The sequence below is a fragment of the Stenotrophomonas sp. YJH_SMC_21 genome (assembly GCF_059369555.1).
The window spans coordinates 152,268-173,372 of the sequence record NZ_JCAFSU010000008.1 but is presented as its reverse complement, the minus strand read 5'-3'; the positions used below and the strand labels follow the sequence as shown (position 1 = coordinate 173,372).

Annotated in this window: 17 protein-coding genes; 9 read left to right on the top strand and 8 right to left on the bottom strand. The window is 67.5% G+C overall.

The annotated features are described in order from the left end of the window. Positions 1 to 43: 43 nt before the first annotated feature. Both AC5P67_RS12950 and AC5P67_RS12945 read right to left on the bottom strand, forming a co-directional pair. Complete coding sequence (locus AC5P67_RS12950) at positions 44 to 814, bottom strand: hypothetical protein (RefSeq protein WP_005407619.1); 771 nt, start codon at positions 812 to 814, stop codon at positions 44 to 46. Positions 815 to 1,192: 378 nt separating this feature from the next. Further along, positions 1,193 to 1,831, bottom strand: coding sequence for a response regulator (locus AC5P67_RS12945; RefSeq protein ID WP_005407620.1), 639 nt, complete (start codon positions 1,829 to 1,831; stop codon positions 1,193 to 1,195). A 75-nt stretch (positions 1,832 to 1,906) separates the two neighbouring features. Between AC5P67_RS12945 and AC5P67_RS12940 the strand changes: the two genes are divergently transcribed. Beyond that, positions 1,907 to 5,506 carry an ATP-binding protein gene (locus AC5P67_RS12940; protein WP_099474622.1) on the top strand — a complete coding sequence of 1,200 codons (3,600 nt, stop codon included), beginning with the start codon at positions 1,907 to 1,909 and terminating at the stop codon, positions 5,504 to 5,506. Here AC5P67_RS12940 and AC5P67_RS12935 read toward each other — a convergent pair. Both AC5P67_RS12935 and AC5P67_RS12930 read right to left on the bottom strand, forming a co-directional pair. Further along, complete coding sequence (locus AC5P67_RS12935) at positions 5,500 to 5,901, bottom strand: c-type cytochrome (protein WP_005407622.1); 402 nt, start codon at positions 5,899 to 5,901, stop codon at positions 5,500 to 5,502. The genes AC5P67_RS12940 and AC5P67_RS12935 overlap by 7 nt on opposite strands. Before the next feature lie 65 nt (positions 5,902 to 5,966). After that, positions 5,967 to 7,643: an electron transfer flavoprotein-ubiquinone oxidoreductase gene (locus AC5P67_RS12930; protein WP_005411892.1), complete on the bottom strand. Its 1,677-nt coding sequence runs from the start codon at positions 7,641 to 7,643 to the stop codon at positions 5,967 to 5,969. Between the two features lie 257 nt (positions 7,644 to 7,900). Between AC5P67_RS12930 and AC5P67_RS12925 the strand changes: the two genes are divergently transcribed. Beyond that, a complete protein-coding gene (locus tag AC5P67_RS12925) occupies positions 7,901 to 9,064 on the top strand; it encodes an acyl-CoA dehydrogenase family protein (RefSeq protein ID WP_049459756.1) in 1,164 nt (387 codons plus the stop codon). A gap of 407 nt (positions 9,065 to 9,471) precedes the next feature. On the opposite strand, the gene AC5P67_RS12920 is transcribed toward AC5P67_RS12925, so the two are convergent. Both AC5P67_RS12920 and AC5P67_RS12915 read right to left on the bottom strand, forming a co-directional pair. Further along, positions 9,472 to 9,951: a tRNA (cytidine(34)-2'-O)-methyltransferase gene (locus AC5P67_RS12920; protein WP_005407625.1), complete on the bottom strand. Its 480-nt coding sequence runs from the start codon at positions 9,949 to 9,951 to the stop codon at positions 9,472 to 9,474. A gap of 69 nt (positions 9,952 to 10,020) precedes the next feature. Next, positions 10,021 to 10,497 carry an XAC0231 family protein gene (locus AC5P67_RS12915; protein ID WP_005407626.1) on the bottom strand — a complete coding sequence of 159 codons (477 nt, stop codon included), beginning with the start codon at positions 10,495 to 10,497 and terminating at the stop codon, positions 10,021 to 10,023. A gap of 415 nt (positions 10,498 to 10,912) precedes the next feature. On the opposite strand from AC5P67_RS12915, the gene AC5P67_RS12910 reads away from it, so the two are divergent. The 4 genes from AC5P67_RS12910 to AC5P67_RS12895 all read left to right on the top strand — a co-directional run bounded on the left by AC5P67_RS12910 (position 10,913) and on the right by AC5P67_RS12895 (position 16,363). Further along, on the top strand, positions 10,913 to 13,762 hold the full coding sequence (locus AC5P67_RS12910) for a M16 family metallopeptidase (RefSeq protein WP_495214751.1): 2,850 nt from the start codon (positions 10,913 to 10,915) through the stop codon (positions 13,760 to 13,762). Between the two features lie 178 nt (positions 13,763 to 13,940). Continuing rightward, complete coding sequence (locus AC5P67_RS12905) at positions 13,941 to 14,258, top strand: DUF4156 domain-containing protein (protein ID WP_099523388.1); 318 nt, start codon at positions 13,941 to 13,943, stop codon at positions 14,256 to 14,258. 103 nt (positions 14,259 to 14,361) lie between these two features. Then, on the top strand, positions 14,362 to 15,378 hold the full coding sequence (locus AC5P67_RS12900; RefSeq protein WP_004135358.1) for a 3-oxoacyl-ACP synthase III: 1,017 nt from the start codon (positions 14,362 to 14,364) through the stop codon (positions 15,376 to 15,378). Positions 15,379 to 15,472: 94 nt separating this feature from the next. Continuing rightward, a complete protein-coding gene (locus tag AC5P67_RS12895; protein WP_043034983.1) occupies positions 15,473 to 16,363 on the top strand; it encodes an alpha/beta fold hydrolase in 891 nt (296 codons plus the stop codon). Between the two features lie 114 nt (positions 16,364 to 16,477). On the opposite strand, the gene AC5P67_RS12890 is transcribed toward AC5P67_RS12895, so the two are convergent. Continuing rightward, positions 16,478 to 16,909, bottom strand: a complete 432-nt coding sequence (locus tag AC5P67_RS12890; protein WP_005407630.1) for a YkgJ family cysteine cluster protein — start codon at positions 16,907 to 16,909, stop codon at positions 16,478 to 16,480. A gap of 104 nt (positions 16,910 to 17,013) precedes the next feature. On the opposite strand from AC5P67_RS12890, the gene oleC reads away from it, so the two are divergent. The 3 genes from oleC to AC5P67_RS12875 all read left to right on the top strand — a co-directional run bounded on the left by oleC (position 17,014) and on the right by AC5P67_RS12875 (position 19,898). Next, positions 17,014 to 18,672, top strand: coding sequence for an olefin beta-lactone synthetase (oleC, locus tag AC5P67_RS12885; RefSeq protein WP_024956304.1), 1,659 nt, complete (start codon positions 17,014 to 17,016; stop codon positions 18,670 to 18,672). After that, a complete protein-coding gene (gene oleD / locus AC5P67_RS12880; protein WP_495214749.1) occupies positions 18,669 to 19,661 on the top strand; it encodes a 2-alkyl-3-oxoalkanoate reductase in 993 nt (330 codons plus the stop codon). Before oleC ends, oleD begins: the two co-directional genes overlap by 4 nt. An 81-nt stretch (positions 19,662 to 19,742) precedes the next feature. After that, positions 19,743 to 19,898: a DUF1328 domain-containing protein gene (locus tag AC5P67_RS12875; protein WP_005407633.1), complete on the top strand. Its 156-nt coding sequence runs from the start codon at positions 19,743 to 19,745 to the stop codon at positions 19,896 to 19,898. Between the two features lie 76 nt (positions 19,899 to 19,974). Here the strand turns inward: AC5P67_RS12875 and ddlA are convergent, their stop codons facing one another. Next, entirely contained in the window at positions 19,975 to 21,069 is a 1,095-nt protein-coding gene (gene ddlA / locus AC5P67_RS12870; RefSeq protein WP_059034202.1) for a D-alanine--D-alanine ligase, read from the bottom strand. Positions 21,070 to 21,105: the final 36 nt, after the last annotated feature.

Genomic DNA, 21,105 nt, shown 5'->3' with positions numbered 1-21,105 from the left:
GAACATGTCGGTCAACAGGAAACCCGCGCGTGGGCGGGTGCTATCAGGGCGCGACGTACTGCTGGGTCGCGCTGTCGAAGGTGTAGTGCACGGCGTCGCCGGCGCCCAGTGCACGGGTCTTGCCGGGGCCTTCGATGGTGGTGCCCTTGAAGGTCACGGTCAGTCGCGGCAGGCCGTTGCCGTCGGCAGCGAAGGCCAGTTCGCCATCGCTGTCGGTGCAGGGCATCACGTTGCCTTCGTCGCAGGCGGCGCTGTTGTCCTCGCCCGTACGCACCGAGCCGACATAGCGCCAGACCTTGCTGTCCACGTCGTCTTCGCTGCGCTTGGGGTTGAACAGCAGCAGTGCATAGCCGGTGCTGCTGATGCCGCGGTCGAAGCTGCTGGTCGGCACCGCCAGCAGCAGGCGACCGTCGGCGGTGCGATGTTCAAGCGGCTTGCGCCGGGTATCGACATCGTCGGCCTTGTCGTACGCGCCCAGCGCGCCGATGGTCCATTCCTGGCCACGGAACTTCCATGGCTTCTTCGCGTCGGCGCCGGCCAGCACGAAAGTGGCCTCGGCGAGGTTGGCGCGATCATCCGGGCCAGCCGGCGACTGCTCGCCCGGCTTGCCGTAGTGCTCGCGGGTATCCCAGGAGAAACCCGTGTAATACGTGGTGCCATCGAGGGTGAAGGTGTGGCCGAACCAGAAGGTCGCCACGCTGCCGTTCTGGACCTCGTAGGAGGTCGCGCCATCACCGTCCACCTGGTAGGTGAAATACATCACGGTCGGCGCGTCGGGCGGGGTGACGGCGGTGTCGGGAGAGGTGTTCTGCATCGGGGCAACATCCTGTCGGGGCGCATCGGCAGCCTGCACGGGGGCGCCAGGCTGGGAGGACGAGGGGGCCGGATCGGCGGCGCTGCAGGCCGCAGCGGAAAGAGAGACGAGCAGGCACGCCGCGAATGCGCGCAGGGGCCGCAACGGCAGGGTCCAACATGGCTCGGGGGGGTGATGCATGCGCCTCTCCATGGTCAGCGTTGCCGGGCCAGACGGCCGGCAGGAAACCGCACCCCATCCACCTGGGACGGGAGCGAGGACATGAGCCGGTCGATTCCTTCGACCTCGCATTGAAAACCCATGCCGGGTCATCTTGGCACAGAACGGCGGCCGGTCAAAGAGGGCGGTGACAGATGCCCTTACAGTGTGATCTGGTTCTCAGATCTTGCCGTCGCGCAGGTAGTCGAACAGTTCGGCGTCGCCCTTCAGGCCCAGTTTGAGCATGGCGTCGCCTTTCTGCCGGCTGATGGTGCTGACGCTCTTGTGCAGCTGCAGCGAGATCTCCTTCACCGTCATGCCGGTGCCGAGCAGCCGCAGCACTTCCACCTCGCGTGGCGACAACGGCTTGCCGTCGCCCTCGCGCATGCGCCAGCTGCCCGCAGCCTCGACCCGCTCACGCAGGCTCCGGCTGATGTAGGGCTGGCCCCGATAGACCGCCTGGATGGCCTGCGGCAGTTCGTCCATCGACGAGCTCTTGTCGACCAGGCCGAGCACGCCGCTGTCGAGCACCATGCGCAGGATCGCCAGGTTGTTGGAGACGCTGAGCATCAGCACCGGCAGGTCGGGGAAGCGGCGGCGGATCATGCCGATCATGGCGAAGCCGTCGGCCTGTGGGCTGCCCGGCATGGAATAGTCGGTCACCAGCAGGTCGCAGGGTTGGCTGCCGAGCAGGGCCATCAGCGCCTGCGCGCTGTCAGCCTCGCCGACCACGCGGCCGACCCCGCTCGATTCGATGACGGCGCGGGTACCGATACGGACCACAGGGTGGTCGTCTGCGATGATGATGCGCAAGCTCATTGCTCTAGTATGGCCACCGGGCAAGCCGGGCCGCGACCATCGCGGCCCTGTCAGGATTCTAGGAGATCGACGCCGATGCGTAGCTGGGCTGTTCGCGGGCTGGTCCTGCTGCTGGCCGTGCTGGTGCTGCCCGTGGCGCTGGCACAGGCTGTGCCTGGGCTGTTGCCGCTCAGTCCCCTGCAGCGCGAGTACCTCGCCGCCCATCCAAGCATCGTCGTGGGCCAGTATGACAGCGGCTGGCCGCCGTTCGAGTCCCTCCGTGATGGCCAGCAGGTTGGCCTGGGGCCGGATTATCTGTCGCTTCTCGCCCGTCAGCTGGGTGTGAAGGTCGAGGCGAGGCGTTATTCCGACTGGACATCCGTGCTGGATGCGGCCTGTCGTGGCGAGATCGACGTGGTAATGAATGTCGGTCTCAGTGCCGACCGCACCCGGTGCATGGTCTATACCGCTGCCTATGGCGAGGCGCCGTTGGCGCTGGTGGGGAGGCCGGGCGATCTGCGTGCTTCGAACATGCCCGACCTGGACGGATTGCGGGTGGTCATCGAGCAGGATTTCCTGACCGGACCGCAGGTGCGGGCACGTTTCCCGCGTGCGGTGCAGCTTGTCGCAAACAGCTCATTGGCTGCGCTGCAGATGGTCAGAGACGACAAAGCTGATGTCTACATAGGCAATGCCTACGTTGCCACCGAACTGATCGTACGCCAGCACCTGCAGGGTGTCGTCCTGCTGCGTCCGAGCGACCTGCCTCCCGAACGGATGCACTTCGGCGTTCCCAACAGCAAGCAACCGCTGGCCGAAGCGCTGGACCTGGCGCTGGCCGCGACCAGCCAGGCCCAGCGCGATGCACTGGCACAACGCTGGCTGCCCCTGCCGCAGTGGTCGGCATCGGCGCAGCTGGCGCTCAGCCAGGCCGAGAAGCGGGTTCTGCAACAGCCGTTGAAGATCGGCTTCGCGCCAAACGCCGCCCCACTGTCGTTCGCCGACGAGGATGGCAGGCCCAGCGGCCTGGCCAGCGAGTACCTGGCGCGGCTGATGCAGGCCGGTGCCAACCTGCAGGCGCAGAACAGCCATGACTGGTACGAGGTGCGCGAGAAGGCGCGCCGCGGCGAGCTGCAGGCGGTGATGGGCATTCCGGTCGATTCGCACTATCTGGGCCCGGACTGGGTGTACAGCCAACCCTTCATCAGCGTGCCGAACGTGATCGTCAGCCGCCACGACAGCCCGGCGCTGCTGGGCCTGTCCGACCTCCAGGACAAGCGCGTACTGCTGTCGGATCCGGAGCGCGTACGCGGTTACGTGCTGCAGCAGGCGCCGCAGGCCAGGATCGTCGCCGCGCGCAGCGCCGAACAGGCCATGCAACGCCTGATCGATGGCGAGGCCGACGCCTACGTGGGCAATCTGGCCCTGGTCGACCACCTGCTGCGCACGCGTTTCCCGGGGCGCCTGCAGGTTGCCGCGCCCGCGGGCTTCAACGACCAGCTGGCACTGGCCGTGGAGCGCCGGCATGCGGCGCTCGCCACGACCTTCGATCGCTTGCTGCTGCAGATGACGCCACGCGAGCGCGAAGCGCTGCGCGGCGACTGGCTGGCGGTGGAGTACCACAACGGCATCGACTGGCGAAGCACGCTGCGCTGGGGTGTACCGCTGCTGCTGGTGCTGCTGACCGCGCTGCTGGTGCATGGCATCGGCTACTGGCGCCTGCGCCGCGAGGTGGCCGGGCGCCGCCAGCTGGAGCAGCGCCTGGCCGAAGTGACCGACAACCTGCCTGCCGTGGTCTACCAGGCCCGTCGCGAGGTTGATGGCACGCTCCGCTTCCCGTTCATTGCCGGTGACCTCCAGGCGCTGTTCGGGATCACCCGACAGCAGGCTGAGCAGGACGCCACGATGTTGCTGGAGCGCGTCGAAGAGGACGATCGCGCGCGCATCCTGCAGGCGGTCGAACAGGCCGCGCACCAGTTCGCACCGCTCATGCTGGAATTCCGCCTGCGGGGCAATGGAGCAGGCCCGCGTTGGGTGCGCACCCAGGCGCAACCCTATGCCGCCGAAGCCGGTGTGGTGACCTGGAGTGGCTACTGGGTGGATGCCAGCGAGGCTCGTGCACAAGCGGATGCCCTGACCGCAGCCAAGGCCGAGGCCGAGCAGGCGGCCGAGGCGAAATCCCGCTTCCTGGCCACCATGAGCCATGAGATCCGCACGCCGATGAGTGGCGTGCTGGGGATGCTGGAAGTGCTGGCGCACTCACCGCTGGATGCAGAACAGAAACGCATCCTTGGCGTGATCGAGGATTCGGCGCAGATGCTCCGGCAGATCCTTGACGACATCCTTGACTACTCGCGGCTGGAGGCCAACGCATTGCGGCTGGAGCCGGTACCGCAGCCGCTGCGGCCGTTGCTGGAAAGCGTGTGCCGGTTGTTGTCGGCGCAGGCCAGTGCACGTGGGCTGGACCTGCACGTGCAGATTGATCCGCAGCTGGCAGCCGCGCACGAAGTGGATGGCGTGCGCCTGCGCCAGATCGTGTTCAACCTGCTCAGCAACGCCATCAAGTTCACCGTGCGCGGCGAAGTGCGGCTGCAGCTGGAAGTGCTGGGGCCGACCGCCGAAGACGGCAGCCAGCCGCTGTGCCTGAGCGTCACCGATACCGGCATCGGCATCGCACCGGAACAGCTGCAGCACCTGTTTGCGCCGTTTACCCAGGCCGGTGCGTACATCCAGCGCGACCATGGTGGAACCGGCCTGGGCCTGAGCATCTGCCAGCGCTTGGTGCAGATGATGGACGGCGAGCTGGAACTGCACAGCACGCTGGGCGAGGGCACCCGCGCCGAGGTGCGGCTGTCGCTGGTGGAAGCCGGCAGCAGTGATGTTGAAGCGCTGGTCGCCGAGCAGGAACAGGCGGCGCTGCTGCCGCCGGCGCTGCGCCAGGCACGCGTGCTGGTGATCGAAGATCATCCGACCAACCAGGCGATGATGGCCTGGCGGCTGCAGCAGCTGGGTGTACCGCATGTGCTGGTCGGCGATGGCCAGCAGGGGCTGGATCGCCTGGCATCGGAGCACTTTGATCTGGTCATTACCGATTGCCGGATGCCGGTACTGGATGGTTTCGCCTTCACCCGCCTGCTGCGCGAACGCGAAGGCCGCAACGGCCAGCCGCGGCTGACCGTACTGGCGCTGACCGCCAGCGTGCTGGACGACGATGCACGTCGTTGCCGTGAAGCCGGGATGGATGAGGTGCTGGCCAAGCCATTGTCATTGGCGACACTGCGCGCGGCACTGCTGCGCTGGTTGCCGCAGGCGCAGGGGCAACGGTTCGAGGAGCCGCTGGCCGAGTCCGCTGCCGTCGATGACAGGACGCTGCCCGATCTGGACAGCCTGCAGCGGCGCTTCGGCTCACGCGCGGTCGCCGAGCAGTTGCGCGACAGCCTGCTGCAGGCCAGTGCAGGTGACCTGGCCGCTGTGCAGCGCGCGCTGGAGGCCGGCGACCGTGAGGCTGCCGCGCTGCACCTGCATCGCCAGGCCGGTGGCTTGGGCGCGGTGGGAGCGACGGTGCTGGCTGCGCAGGCCAATGCCCTGGTCGAGCGCCTGCAGGATGCGGCCGAGACCGATCCGGTGCCGTTGTTCACCGCGGTGGCGGCATTCGTGGCGCGGCTGCAACAGCAGTTGCAGCGCCTGGCTCACTGAGCCGACTGCTGCTGCAGGTAGGCGATCACCAGCGCACGGCGTTCGGCGCTGGGGAAGGCGTTGTACATGCGTGTGCCCGGTACAACATGGGTGGGTGACTGCAGGAACGCATCCAGGGTCTGCGCGGACCAGGTGATGTCGGCGCGGCGCATGCCGTCGGAATAGCCGTAGTCGGGCAGGCTGCCGGCGCGCCGGCCGATCACGCCGTGCAGGTTCGGGCCGAAGCGGTGGATGCCGCCAGGCTGCACGGTGTGGCAGCCGGCACACAACTCGAACGCGCGTTGCATGGCCTGCTGCTGCGCCTGTTCCGGCGTGGCGGGCGCTGCAGGCGGGCGCTGGCAGGCCGTGGCGGCCAGGGCCACGGCAACAGCGATGAGCAGGAATGATGCACGCATGGGCGGGCAGGATAGCGGTGCGCGGCAAGCGACGGGCTGCGACGCTCGGTCGCAGCCCGTGGCGTTCACATGCCCGAGTAGTTCGGGCCGCCGCCGCCCTGCGGGGTCACCCACACGATGTTCTGGGTGGGGTCCTTGATGTCGCAGGTCTTGCAGTGCACGCAGTTCTGCGCGTTGATCTGCAGGCGCGCGCTGTCGGCTTCGCCGACGAACTCGTACACGCCGGCCGGGCAGTAGCGCGCTTCCGGGCCTGCGTACTCGGCCAGGTTCACCTTCACCGGAATGCTCGGGTCCTTCAGCGTCAGGTGGCTGGGCTGGTTCTCGTCGTGGTTGGTGCTGCTCAGGAACACCGAGCTGAGCCGGTCGAAAGTCAGCACGCCATCCGGCTTCGGGTAGGCGATGCGGGTGTGCTTGGCGGCCGGTTCCAGGCAGGCGTGGTCGGGCTGGGTGCGGTGCAGGGTCCACGGCGGGTTGCGCACGCCCAGCTTGGGAAGCAGCCACTGCTCCACGCCGGTCATCAGCGTGGCCACGGTCTGGCCCTTCTTGAACCACTGCTTGAAGTTCTTGGCCTGCTGCAGTTCGGTGAACAGCCAGCTGGCTTCGAACGCCGTCGGGTAGGCACTCAGTTCATCGTGCTGGCGGTCGGCGGCCAGTGCATCGAACGCGGCGTCGGCGCACAGCATGCCGGTCTTGATCGCGGCGTGGCTGCCCTTGATGCGGCTGGCGTTGAGGTAGCCGGCCTCGCAGCCGACCAGCGCGCCACCGGGGAACACCGTCTTCGGCAGCGACAACAGGCCACCGGCGGTGATCGCACGCGCGCCGTAACCGATGCGGGTGCCACCCTCCAGGTGCTTGCGGATGGACGGATGGGTCTTGAAACGCTGGAACTCTTCAAACGGGCTCAGCCACGGGTTCCTGTAGTCCAGGCCGACCACGTAGCCGATGGCGACCTTGCCGCCGTCGGCGTGGTACAGGAACGCGCCGCCGTAGGTGTCGCTGTCCAGCGGCCAGCCAGCAGCATGCACCACCAGGCCCGGCTCATGCTTGGCCGGGTCGATCTGCCACAGTTCCTTGATGCCGATGCCGTAGGCCTGCGGGTCCTTGCCTTCGTCAAGTTTGTAGCGAGCGATCAGCTGGCGGCCCAGGTGGCCGCGTGCGCCTTCGGCGAAGATTGTGTACCTGGCGTGCAGCGCCATGCCGCGCTCGAAGGCCGGGCCGATGCTGCCGTCCTTCTCGATGCCCATGTCGCCGGTCGCCACGCCGATCACTTCACCGTTGTCGCCATACAGCACTTCGGCGGCGGCGAAGCCCGGGAAGATCGCCACTTCCAGCGCCTCGGCCTGCTGCGCCAGCCAGCGGGTCACTTCGCCCAGGCTGATGATGTAGTTGCCTTCGTTGTGGAAGCACTCCGGCAGCAGCGCGTTGGGCGTGCTGCGTGCGCCGGTTTCGCTGAGGAACAGGAATTCGTCGCGGGTGACCTTCTGCTTCAGCGGTGCGCCACGCTCGGCCCAGTCCGGGAACAGTTCGGTCAGCGCGCGCGGATCCATCACCGCGCCGGACAGCACGTGCGCGCCTGGTTCGGACCCCTTCTCCAGCACGCACACCGACAACTCGCGGCCGGCTTCGATCGCGCGCTGGCGCAGGCGGATCGCGGTGGCCAGGCCGGCGGGGCCGGCGCCGACGATCACCACGTCGAATTCCATTACTTCACGCGGGGGCAGGGCGTTGGCTTCAGCGCTCATCGATTGCATGACTCGTGGGTAGGGCCGGCATCGGGGCCACCGGCGGTGCCTGGGAATCGCGCGTGCAGCCACGGGCGAAACGGTTGTTTGAATGTGTCAGGGTACCGGGACGCGCGTGATCGAGCTAGATCGCCGATGTTCACACCCGGATTGCTGCAATGCAGCGTAGGGCCGCGGCTCTGGTGGGTGCCGACCTTGGTCGGCACGCTCTGCCCGGATGACCGACAATGGCCCGGTCCTGACTGCGCGTGAGTGCCATGGCTTTGCATCCGTACGATCTGTTCGATGTCCGTTCCCTGCTCAACGAGGAAGAGCGCGCGGTGCAGGAGAGCGTCGCCCGTTTCACCAACGAGTGCGTGCTGCCGATCATCGGCGATGCCTTCGACCAGGCCCGCTTCCCCGATGAACTGGTGCCGGAGATCGCGTCACTGGGCCTGCTCGGTGCCACCCTGCCGACCGAGTACGGCGGTGGTGGCCTCGGCGCGGTCAGCTACGGCCTGATCTGCCAGGAGCTGGAGCGCGGCGATTCGGGCCTGCGCAGCTTCGTCTCGGTGCAGAGCTCGCTGTGCATGTACCCGATCTACGCCTATGGCAGCGAGGAACAGCGCCAGCAGTGGCTGCCGGCGATGGCGCGCGGCGAACTGATCGGCTGCTTCGGCCTGACCGAGGCGCATGGGGGTTCCGATCCGGCCAGCATGAAGACCCGCGCGGTGCGCGACGGCAGCGACTGGCGCATCAGCGGCAGCAAGATGTGGATCACCAGCGGCCCGGTGGCCGACCTGGCCATCGTCTGGGCGCAGACCGAGGACGGCATCCAGGGTTTCGTGCTGGAAAAGGGCATGGCCGGCTTCACCACGCAGGAGATCAAGCACAAGATGAGCCTGCGCGCATCGCTGACCGGGGCGCTGTTCTTCGATGACGTGCGCGTGCCTGACAGCCACCGGCTGCCGAACGTGAAGGGCCTGAAGGGGCCGCTGGGCTGCCTGACCCAGGCCCGCTATGGCATCAGCTGGGGCCCGATCGGTGCGGCGATTGCCTGCCTGGATGAAGCACTGGGTTATGCCAAGGAGCGCGTGCTGTTCGGTCGCCCGCTGGCGGCCACGCAGAGCGCGCAGATCAAGCTGGCCGAGATGGCCCGCCGCATCACCACCGCGCAGCTGCTGGCCCTGCAGCTGGGCCGCCTGAAGGAAGCCGGCCAGCTGCAGCCGCAGCAGGTCAGCCTGGCCAAGTGGAACAACTGCCGCATGGCGATCGACATCGCCCGTGAATGCCGTGACCTGCTGGGTGGCGCCGGCATCACCACCGAACACGTGGCGATCCGGCACGCGCTGAACCTCGAATCGGTGATCACCTATGAAGGCACCGAGACCGTGCACCAGCTGGTGATCGGCCGCGAACTGACCGGCATCAACGCGTTCTGAGTGCACCGGTAGTGCCGGCCGCTGGCCGGCATTGAGTTGGTAGTGCCGGCCGCTGGCCGGCATTGCCCAGTAGCGTATTCGCAGGCGAGCGATCGGTGTACCGAACCGCGCACCGTACCGAGATGGGTTCAAGGACAGCCTGTACCGCGCGGCTGTTGGGTCCGCCTTGAAGCGAGCCGAGCACCGCAGGTCCGGCGGGGGCGAAGAGGCGCGGGTGTCTGAGCGCAGCGAGTTCCGCGCCGTCCCCCGGCGGGCCGAGGAGCGCAGGGCACCGGTGCGCAGCACCGGCTCGCGGATGGCGGCGCGTTTCTTTTGGTTACTTTTCTTTCCGCGCGGAAAGAAAAGTAACGCCCATGAACGCATGCGCCCGCCACAGCAACGACCAGGCAGAAGAGAGACGCGTGGCGTTACGCGCCGCCGGCAAACCCATGCTGCCGCCACGCTTCGTACATCACCACGGCAACGGTGTTGGAAAGATTGAGGCTGCGGTTGTCCGGCCGCATCGGCAGGCGCAGGCGGCGGCCATCGGGCAAGGCATCGAGCACGTCCTGCGGCAGGCCGCGGCTTTCCGGGCCGAACAGGAAGGCATCACCGTCTTCGAACGCCACGCTGTCATAGCGGACGCTGGCACGCGTACTGAGGGCGAACAACCGCTTCGGTGCGATCCGCGCCAGCGCGGTGTCCAGGTCGGGGTGCACCTGCAGGCGCGAATACTCGTGGTAGTCCAGGCCGGCGCGCTTGAGCTGCTTGTCTTCCAGTGCGAAGCCGAGCGGCTCGACCAGGTGCAGCTGCGCGCCGGTGTTGGCGCAGAGCCGGATCACATTGCCCGTGTTGGGCGGGATTTCCGGTTGGAACAGGATCACGTGGAACTGGGGCGCGGCATTCATCGGCGCAGTGTACCTGCGACGACCGCCGCCTTTACGGCGCACGCCCTGCGCGAGGCAGGGCGGCACCGCTTACGGGCGCAGCAGGACCTGGGCGGTTTCGGTGGCCAGGGCCTGCAGGTCGGCGGCGCTCGGACGCACCTGCAGGGCCGGCAGGTTGACGATCACCTGGTTGGCGACGCTGGTGGCGGCGGCAGCCAGGGTCGCGGCGTAGCGCTGGGCTTCCAGTTCGGCGGCCAGGGCGACGCGCTGTTCCAGGCTCGGGCGCACTTCCACCGAGGCCAGGGTGGTGATCGGCATCGCGGCGGCGACCGGGGCGGCGACGTAGCCGCTGCGCTCGGCCAGCTGGTCGGCACTTGGGCGCACTTCCACGGTGGCCAGGGTCGGGATGCCGCTGGCCTGTTCCCAGGCCTGCTGGGCCAGCTGGTCGGCGGCCGGGCGAACCTGCACGGTGGACAGAGTCTTGATGGATTCGGAGGCCTGCACCGACGAAACAACCGCGGTGCCGGCGATCAGGGCGATGGCGATGGCAATGGTCTTGGCGTTCATGACGGGGCCTGTTTAGTGTTGGTGATCAGTGGTGTGGTAGTAAGGTAGTACACCAATTCTGGGCTTGCAAGGAAAATTTTCGATTTCCTGCGTTTGTTCAGTCTTCAGTCAGCTTTTGTCTGAAGCCCTTCCTGGTGCAGGAAGTACCAAGCAATCCCCGTGCCAACTTTTAATTATTGATTTGCAAGGGTTTTATGGTCATCGAAAAGTGTCCGGCGGGCGGACACCTGTCCATTCGATGTGCTGCGGACACTGTCCGGACGTTGCTGGCGGGTGCTTGTGACGGCTCGGACAGGGCAGATCGGCGCTGCGGATGGCGCACAGGGGCAAACACCCCCAGTGACTGGCGACCGATTCCTGCCGTTGCGCGCGCACGCTAGGATCGGGGTTCACCTATGTGACCAAGGATCCGGATATGTCTCTCGCCCTTCGCCCGCGCACTGCGCTGCTGGCCGTTGCCCTCAGCACCGCCCTGGGCACGCTTGTGCCTTCCCATGCGTTGGCGGCAAAGCCGGCCGCACCGGCCAAGGTCGATATCCCGTATGAGCAGTTCACCCTGCCCAACGGCCTGCGCGTGATCGTGCACACCGATCGCAAGGCGCCGATCGTCGCGGTCAACGTCTGGTATCACGTCGGCAGCAAGGACGAACCGGCCGGCCGCACCGGCTTCGCGCACCTGTTCGAACACCTGATGTTCCAGGGCAGCGAAAACCACGACGGCGAATTCTTCGAGCCGTTCAAGCAGGTCGGCGCCACCAACCAGAACGGCACCACCAATACCGATCGCACCAACTACTTCGAGAACGTGCCCACCACTGCGCTGGACATGGCGCTGTGGATGGAATCGGACCGCATGGGCCATCTGGTCGGTGCGATCGACCAGGCGGCGCTGGACGAGCAGCGTGGCGTGGTGCAGAACGAGAAGCGCCAGGGCGAGAACCAGCCCTACGGCCAGGCCTGGGACCAGCTCAACAAGGCGCTGTATCCAGTTGGCCACCCGTACCACCACGGCGTGATCGGTTCGATGAACGATCTGAACGCGGCGTCGCTGGATGACGTGAAGACCTGGTTCCGCACCTGGTACGGCCCGAACAACGCCGTGCTGGTGCTGGCTGGCGACATCGACCTGGCCACCGCCAAGGAAAAGGTTGGCAAGTACTTCGGCAGCATCCCGGCCGGCCCGACCATGGCGCAGCCGGCGGTGAACGTGGCCAAGCGCAGCACCGATACGCGCGAGACGATGACCGACAAGGTGCCGCAGGCGCGTATCTACCGCGCCTGGAACGTGCCGCAGGTCGGTACCACCGAGGTCGATCAGCTGCAGCTGTTCGCGCAGGTACTGGGCGGCGCCAAGTCCTCGCGGCTGAGCCAGCGCCTGCAGCACCAGGACAAGCTGGTGGACAGCATCGCGGCAGGCCTGTCGACGTCGCAGCTGGGTTCGAACTTCGTGATCATGGCGACGGTCAAGCAGGGCCAGGACCCTGCCAAGGTCGAGAAGATCATCGACGAGGAACTGGACCGGCTGATCAAGCAGGGCCCGACCGCGGCCGAGCTGGAACGCGCCAAGACCGGTGCCCGCGCCGGTTTCATCCGCGGCATCGAACGCATCGGCGGCTTCGGCGGCAAGGCCGACGCACTGGCCGAGTGCGCGGTGTTCACCGGCGACCCGGGCTGCTTCCGCACCTCGCTGGCCAACATCGAGAAGGCCAGTGCTGCTGATCTGAGCCGTCTGGGCGCGCAGTGGCTGGACAAGGGCAGCCACACCCTGGTGATTGCACCGGGTGAGCGCGTGGCGCTGAAGGAAGACCCGAGCCAGGCGCCGAAGCCGTTCAACGTGCCGGCGGTGGACCCCAAGTACAGCACGCTGCCCGAGCAGGTGGACCGCAAGGCCGGCGTACCGCAGACCCGCGAGTTCCCGCAGCTGAAGTTCCCGGCGCTGCAGCGCGCCACGCTGAAGAACGGCACCCAGGTGATCCTGGCCGAGCGCCACGAGATTCCGGTGGTGCAGTTCAGCTACCAGTTCCCGGGTGGCTTCAGCGCCGACCAGGGCCGCAAGCCGGGCACCGCCAACTTCACCATGAGCCTGATGACCGAAGGCGCCGGCAAGCTCGGCTCGCTGGCCTTCGCCGATGCCGCAGACGCACTGGGCGCCAGCCTGGATGCCTCGGCCGGCCTGGACTCCATGAGCGTGGACCTGTCGGCGCTGAAGGAAAACCTGGCACCGTCGCTGGCGCTGTATCGGGACCTGCTGCGCGAACCGCGCTTCGAGCAGGGCGAGATCGACCGGGTCAAGGCGAGCTGGATTGCCGGCATCCAGCAGGAGAAGGTCAACCCGGGCGCGGTGGCGATGCGCGTGCTGCCGCCGCTGCTGTACGGCAAGGGCCACCCGTATGCCATTCCGTTCACCGGCAGCGGTGACGAAGCAGCGATCAACGGCGTGACCCGCGAAGACCTGGTCGACTTCCACCACGACTGGCTGCGGCCGCAGAACGGCACCCTGATCGTGGTCGGTGACACCACCCTGGCCGAGATCGTGCCGCTGCTGGACAAGCAGCTGGGCGACTGGAAGGCTGCGGGCGACGCCCCGCAGGTGAAGGCCGCCACCGATGTGGCATTGCCGAAGGGCCCGCGCGTGTTCCTGATCGACCAGCCGGGTGCGGTGCAGGCCAACCTGTTCGCAGGGCAGGTGGTGGCGCCGTCCAGCGCCACCAGCTCGACCCGCTTCGATATTGCCAACGGCGTGATCGGCGGCGACTTCACCTCGCGCCTGAACATGAACCTGCGTGAGGACAAGCACTGGTCATACGGTGCGCGCAGCAGCGCGATCAACTCGGTGGGCCAGCGCCCGTGGATGGCCAGCGCGCCGGTGCAGATCGACAAGACCGGCCCGGCGATGGCGGAAATGCGCAAGGAAATCGCCGCGTTCGCCGATGGCAGCAAGCCGGCCACCGCCGCCGAGGTCAACCGCATCCGCAACATCCAGACCCTCAGCCTGCCCGGTGCCTACGAGACCGCCAGCGCGGTCGCCTCGACCATCGGTTCGATCGTGCAGTTCAAGCGTCCGGACGACTACGTGCTGCGTCGCAAGGCCGAGATCGAGGCGATGACCCCGGCGCAGGTGCAGCAGGCCGCCGCCGAGATCAAGCCGCAGGCGCTGACCTGGGTGGTGGTGGGTGATCTCAAGCAGACCGAAGCGGCCGTGCGTGCGCTGAACCTGGGCGAGGTGACGGTGATCGACGCCGAAGGCAACCCGGTCAAGAAATAAGGGATGCGCCTGCCCGCCCCCGCGGGCAGGCCTCCCCAGGTAGTGCCGGCCGCTGGCCGGCAACGCCGTGACCCGAAGGCGGGGTCAGAGCCCCCTGCGGGGGATCCGTTCCCCCACCGGCTACCCCCGATTCAGGCGGTTCAGGCAGAATCCCTCCATACCCTTCCAGGATCTGCCCATGCGCGTTCTGCTGCTTTCCTCCCTGCTGCTCACCGTCACCGCCTGTACCTGGGTGCCGATCGAACCGGCCGGCAAGGCGACCCGCGTGCTGCCGGCAGGCCCGGTTCCCGCTGGCTGCATTGCCAAGGGCGAGGTGGCGGTGACCGTGAAGAGCAAGGTCGGCTTCTACAACCGCAACCCGCTGCGCGTGCAGGAAGAGCTGGAAACCCTGGCCCGCAACGAGGCCCCGAGCGCCGGCGCCAATGCCGTGCAGGCCGCCGCGGCCCCGGCCGATGGCAGCCAGCGCTTCGCCGCATTCCAGTGCCCGCCGCGCTGAACGCTTCACCATACGGCCAAGGCTGAATTCGTAAAGATGCGGTGAAGGCCCCGGGGGTTATAGAATAGCGCCCCCTTTTGCCTGAGCCTTGGCGCTAACCTCGATGCTCTTCAAGAATGTCTCGATCGCCGGCCTGGCACACGTCGACGCGCCGCATACGCTGACCACCAAGGAAATCAACGAACGCCTGCAGCCGACGTTGGATCGCCTGGGTATCCGCACCGACGTGCTCGGCGACATCGCCGGCATCCACGCGCGCCGCCTGTGGGACAACGGCGTGCTGGCGTCCGACGCTGCCACCATGGCAGGCCGCAAGGCACTGGAAGACGCAGGCATCAATGCGACGCAGGTTGGCCTGCTGGTCAACACCTCGGTCAGTCGCGACTACCTGGAGCCGTCCACGGCTTCCATCGTCTCGGGCAACCTCGGCGTCAGCGACGAGTGCATGACCTTCGACGTCGCCAATGCCTGCCTGGCCTTCATCAACGGCATGGATATCGCCGCGCGCATGATCGAGCGCGGCGACATCGACTACGCGCTGGTGGTGGACGGCGAGACCGCCAACCTGGTGTACGAGAAGACCCTGGAGCGCATGACCGCCCCGGACGTCACCGCTGACGATTTCCGCAACGAGCTGGCCGCCCTGACCACCGGTTCGGGTGCCGCGGCGATGGTGATGGCGCGCTCGGAGCTGGTGCCGGACGCGCCGCGCTACAAGGGCGGCGTGACGCGCTCGGCCACCGAGTGGAACCAGCTGTGCCTGGGCAACCTGGACCGCATGGTCACCGACACCCGCCTGCTGCTGATCGAAGGCATCAAGCTGGCACAGAAGACCTTCACCGCTGCCAAGATCGCCTTGGGCTGGGCCGTGGAAGAGCTGGACCAGTTCGTGATCCACCAGGTCAGCCAGCCGCACACCGCCGCGTTCATCAAGAACTTCGGCATCGACCCGAAGAAGGTGATGACCATCTTCGGCGAGCACGGCAACATCGGCCCGGCCTCGGTGCCGATCGTGCTGAGCAAGCTCAAGCAGCTGGGCAAGCTGAAGAAGGGCGATCGCATCGCGCTTCTGGGTATCGGCTCGGGCCTGAACTGCTCGATGGCTGAAGTGGTCTGGTAAAAGAGTCACCGCTGACCTGCTGCACGACGGGCAGCGATGATTTTTCCAAGTGTTCAAGGGCCGGTTTACCGGCCCTTTCTACAGGTGCGATCCGATGTCCCAGCTTCCCGGTTACCCCGCCCACCCGCAGCGCTTCGAGGTACGCCCCGGCCTGTCGATGAACTATCTCGACGAAGGCCCGCGCGACGGCGAGGTGGTGGTGATGGTGCATGGCAACCCGTCGTGGAGCTATTACTGGCGCACGCTGGTCGCCGGCCTGTCGGACACGTACCGCTGCATCGTGCCGGACCACATCGGCATGGGCCTGTCGGACAAGCCCGATGACAGCCGCTACGAGTACACGCTGCAGTCGCGCGTGGACGACCTCGATGCGCTGCTCAAGCACCTGGGCATCACCGGTCCGGTGACCCTGGCGGTGCACGACTGGGGCGGCATGATCGGTTTCGGCTGGGCGCTGTCGCACCACGACCAGGTCAAGCGCCTGGTGGTGCTCAATACCGCTGCATTCCCGATGCCGGCGGCGAAGAAGATGCCGTGGCAGATCGCGCTGGGCCGCCACTGGAAGATCGGCGAGTGGATCATCCGGACCTTCAACGCGTTCTCCTCCGGTGCCTCGTGGCTGGGCGTGGAGCGGAAGATGCCGGCCGACGTGCGCCGCGCCTACGTGTCGCCGTACAACAGCTGGGCCAACCGCATCAGCACCATCCGCTTCATGCAGGACATCCCGCTGTCGCCGGCCGACAAGGCGTGGTCGCTGCTGGAGCGTGCCGGCAAGGCGCTGCCGTCGTTCGCCGACCGGCCGGCCTTCCTCGGCTGGGGCCTGCGCGACTTCGTGTTCGACCACCACTTCCTGAAGGGCTTCCAGGCCGCGCTGCCGCGGGCCCAGGTACATGCGTTCGAGGATGCCGGGCATTACGTGCTGGAAGACAAGCACGAGGTGCTGGTGCCGGAGATCCGCGCCTTTCTGGACAAGAACCCGATCTGATCGGTGTGCCGACCAACGGTCGGCACCCACCCCTTCCTCTTCCGGTGGGTGCCGACCGTTGGTCGGCACACCCGAACGGTTGATGAGGTTGCCGGCCAGCGGCCGGCACTACCATTACGCGGCGACCGGCGCCTGCGGCGGCGAGGAAGGGCTGTTGCCGTTGTCGTCCGGATGGTCGTCGTCGTTGTCGGCGTCATCGCGCCAGCGCCAGTCGGCCGGCGTCAACGGATCCAGGCCATAGGCGATGCGCGCCTTGTCGCACTGCGGGCTGGCCTTGCCGTACTCCCACGATGCATCCACCTCGCGGCACACGCTGGGCCGGTTGGGATGGATGGTGCAGCGTGAATACACGCCGATCTGCGCATCCAGCGCCACGCAGCGCACCGGCTTGGAATGGGTGCCGCGCATGCACAGGCGGTGCGGGTCCAGCACCTCGGTGAGCTGGTGCGGCACGCCGCCGGGGGTGACCTCGTCTGATTCCATCCAGTGGAAGGCCACGCGGTACTGGGTGCAGCAGGCGCCGCAGGTCATGCAGGGATGTTGCATGGGCAAGCCGCCTCGGGCGGCAGTCGGAATCAGGAACGAGGGTGCGGATTTTCCACGAAGTGGGCCGCCGCGCAAGAAATTCCGTAAGCGGCGACAATGAACGGATGAACCGACCCTGCAATATTGCCGCCCGCTTGCCTGAACTGGCGCGTGAACGGCCTGATCAGATCGCCATCCGCTGCCCTGGCCGCCGTGGCGCCGGCAACGGCATGGCCGCCTACGACGTGACCCTGGATTACCGCCAGCTGGACGCCCGCAGCGACGCCATGGCGGCCGGCCTGGCCGGCTACGGGATCGGCCGTGGAGTGCGCACGGTGGTGATGGTGCGGCCGTCGCCGGAGTTCTTCCTGCTGATGTTTGCCCTGTTCAAGCTGGGCGCGGTGCCGGTGCTGGTCGACCCGGGCATCGACAGGCGCGCGCTGAAGCAGTGCCTGGACGAGGCGCAGCCGGAGGCCTTCATCGGCATTCCGCTGGCGCACGTGGCGCGGCTGGTGCTGCGCTGGGCCCCCTCGGCGGCGCGCCTGGTGACCGTGGGCCGCCGCCTCGGCTGGGGCGGGACCACGCTGGCCGCGCTGGAGCGCGCCGGCGCCAAGGGTGGGCCGATGCTGGCCGCCACCGACGGCGAGGACATGGCCGCGATCCTGTTCACCAGCGGCTCCACCGGCGTGCCCAAGGGCGTGGTCTACCGCCACCGCCACTTCGTCGGCCAGATCCAGCTGCTGGGCAGCGCCTTCGGCATGGAAGCGGGCGGGGTGGACCTGCCGACCTTCCCGCCGTTCGCCCTGTTCGATCCTGCGCTGGGCCTGACCTCGGTCATCCCGGACATGGACCCGACCCGGCCGGCACAGGCCGACCCGGCCCGCCTGCATGACGCCATCCAGCGCTTCGGCGTGACCCAGCTGTTCGGCTCGCCGGCGCTGATGCGGGTGCTGGCGAAGCATGGCCGGCCGCTGCCGACGGTGACCCGGGTGACCTCGGCGGGTGCGCCGGTGCCGCCGGACGTGGTCGCCACCATCCGCAGCCTGCTGCCGGCCGACGCGCAGTTCTGGACGCCGTACGGCGCCACCGAGTGCCTGCCGGTGGCGGTGGTCGAAGGCCGCGAGCTGGAACGCACGCGCGCCGCCACCGAGGCCGGTGCCGGCACCTGCGTGGGCAGCGTGGTGGCGCCGAACGAAGTGCGCATCATCGCCATCGATGACGCGCCGCTGGCCGACTGGTCGCAGGCGCGCGTGCTGGCGGTCGGCGAAGTGGGAGAAATCACGGTGGCTGGCCCGACCGCCACCGACAGCTACTTCAACCGCCCGCAGGCCACGGCTGCAGCGAAGATCCGCGAGACGCTGGCCGATGGCAGCACCCGCGTGGTGCATCGCATGGGCGACGTCGGTTACTTCGATGCGCAGGGTCGCCTGTGGTTCTGCGGGCGCAAGACGCAGCGCGTGGAAACCGCGCGCGGACCGCTGTACACCGAACAGGTCGAGCCGGTGTTCAACACCGTCGCAGGCGTGGCGCGTACCGCGCTGGTCGGTGTCGGCGCCGCCGGTGCGCAGGTACCGGTGCTGTGCGTGGAACTGCTGCGCGGCCAGTCCGACAGCCCGGCGCTGCAGGAAGCGCTGCGTGCGCATGCCGCAGCGCGCACGCCTGAGGCCGGCCTGCAGCACTTCCTGGTGCATCCGGCGTTCCCCGTCGATATCCGTCACAACGCCAAGATCGGCCGCGAGAAGCTCGCCGTCTGGGCCAGCGCCGAACTGGAGAAGCGCGCATGAAGATCCTGGTCACCGGTGGTGGTGGGTTCCTTGGCCAGGCGCTGTGCCGCGGGCTGGTCGAACGTGGCCACCAGGTACTGGCGTTCAACCGCAGCCATTACCCGGAGCTGCAGGTGATGGGCGTGGGCCAGATCCGTGGCGACCTGGCCGACCCGCAGGCGGTCCTGCATGCGGTGGCCGGCGTCGATGCGGTATTCCACAACGGTGCCAAGGCCGGTGCGTGGGGCAGCTACGACAGCTACCACCAGGCCAATGTGGTCGGCACCGACAACGTCATCGCCGCCTGCCGTGCGCACGGTATCGGCCGGCTGGTCTACACCTCCACGCCCAGCGTGACGCACCGGGCCACCCACCCGGTAGAAGGCCTCGGCGCCGACGAAGTGCCGTACGGCGAAGATTTCCAGGCGCCCTATGCGGCCACCAAGGCGATTGCCGAACAGCGCGTGCTGGCGGCCAATGACGCGTCGCTGGCGACGGTGGCGCTGCGTCCGCGCCTGATCTGGGGCCCTGGCGACCAGCAGCTGGTACCGCGCCTGGCCGAACGTGCACGACAGGGCCGCCTGCGCCTGGTGGGCGATGGCAGCAACAAGGTCGATACCACCTACATCGACAACGCCGCGCTTGCCCACTTCCTCGCCTTCGAGGCACTGGCGCCCGGTGCCGCATGTGCAGGCAAGGCCTACTTCATTTCCAACGGCGAACCGCTGCCGATGCGCGAGCTGGTCAACAAGCTGCTGCAGGCGGTGGGTGCACCGACCGTGGACAAGGCGATCAGCTTCAAGACCGCGTACCTTATCGGCGCCATCTGCGAGCGGCTGTGGCCGCTGCTGCGCCTGCGTGGCGAGCCGCCGTTGACCCGGTTCCTGGCCGAACAGCTGTGCACGCCGCACTGGTACAGCATGGAGCCCGCCCGCCGTGACTTCGGCTATGTGCCGCAGGTCAGCATCGAAGAAGGGCTGCGCAGGCTGAAGGCTTCATCTGCTGCTTAGATCGCCGTCACTGGTTGCACACCGCAGGATCGGGAGGATGGACCCACGCCATCCAAGGCTCGACCACCCGCGAGGAGCGCCATGCTGCATTACGCCATCATTTTCTTTGTCATCGCCATCATCGCCGCCGTTCTGGGTTTCTCCGGTATCGCCGGCGCCGCAACGAACATCGCCTGGATCCTGTTCGTGGTGTTCCTGATCCTTGCGGTGATCTCGATGTTCCGCAAGCGAGGCTAGCCGGTAGTGCCGGCCGCTGGCCGGCATCGCTTTCCGCAGAGTCGAGCCATGCTCGACTCTGCGGGCGATCACCACGTTACACAGCGCTCTGCAGCCCGCGATCGGCCTCATGGCGCTCCAGCGCCAGTTCGATCAGGCGCGTGATCAGCGTGGTGTAGTCAACACCGCTGGCGCCCCACAATTTCGGGTACATGCTGATGCGGGTGAAGCCCGGCAGCGTGTTGACCTCGTTGATGACGATCTCGCCGTCTGCGGTGAGGAACACATCCACGCGCGCCATGCCCGCACACTCCAGCGCCTGGTAGGCCTGCCGCGCGATCTGCTGGATGCGCGCCTGGGTGGCGGCGTCGATGTCGGCCGGCACCACCACGTCAGCGCCATTGGCATTGATGTACTTGGTGTCGTAGGCGTAGAACTCGTCGTGCACCACCACCTCGCCGCATACGCTGGCCTGCGGGTGCTCGTTGCCCAGCACCGCGCATTCGATCTCGCGGCCGACCACCGCCGATTCCACCAGCACCTTGTGGTCGTAGCGCAGCGCCAATGCCAGTGCCTCGGCAAAGCCCGCCGCATCCTTGACCTTGCTCACACCCACCGACGAACCCTGGTTGGCCGGCTTCACGAACAGCGGCAGGCCGAGCTGGGCGATCACCGCATCGGCATCGACCTCCGCGGCCTGATGGCGACGGATGCACAGCCACGGCGCCACCTGCAGCCCCGCGTCGCGCAGCAGGCGCTTGGTCACGTCCTTGTCCATCGCCACCGCCGAGCCCAGTACCGGCGAACCGACGAAGGGCAGGTTCGCCATGCGCAGCAGGCCCTGCAGCGCACCGTCCTCGCCCAGTGGCCCGTGCACGATCGGAAGCACCACATCGATCTGGCCCAGCGCACTGGCCGTATCGGACGGCTGCAGCTGCGCCTGCTCGGCGCCCGGGCGCACCGCCAGCGACTGGCCCGAGCGATGCAGCGCGATGCGCGACGGATCATCGGCATTGATCAGGAAGGTATCCGGCTGGCTCAGATGCCACTGGCCCTGCTTGTCGATGCCGACCAGCACCGGCTCGAAGCGCTCGCGATCAAGCGCATCGAGGATGTTCTTCGCCGACTGCAGCGAAACTTCGTGCTCGGAAGACTTGCCCCCGAAAATAATGCCAACCCGGGTCCGTGCCATGGGGAATGCGATGTCCTGTGCGTTGCGTGGCCCCAT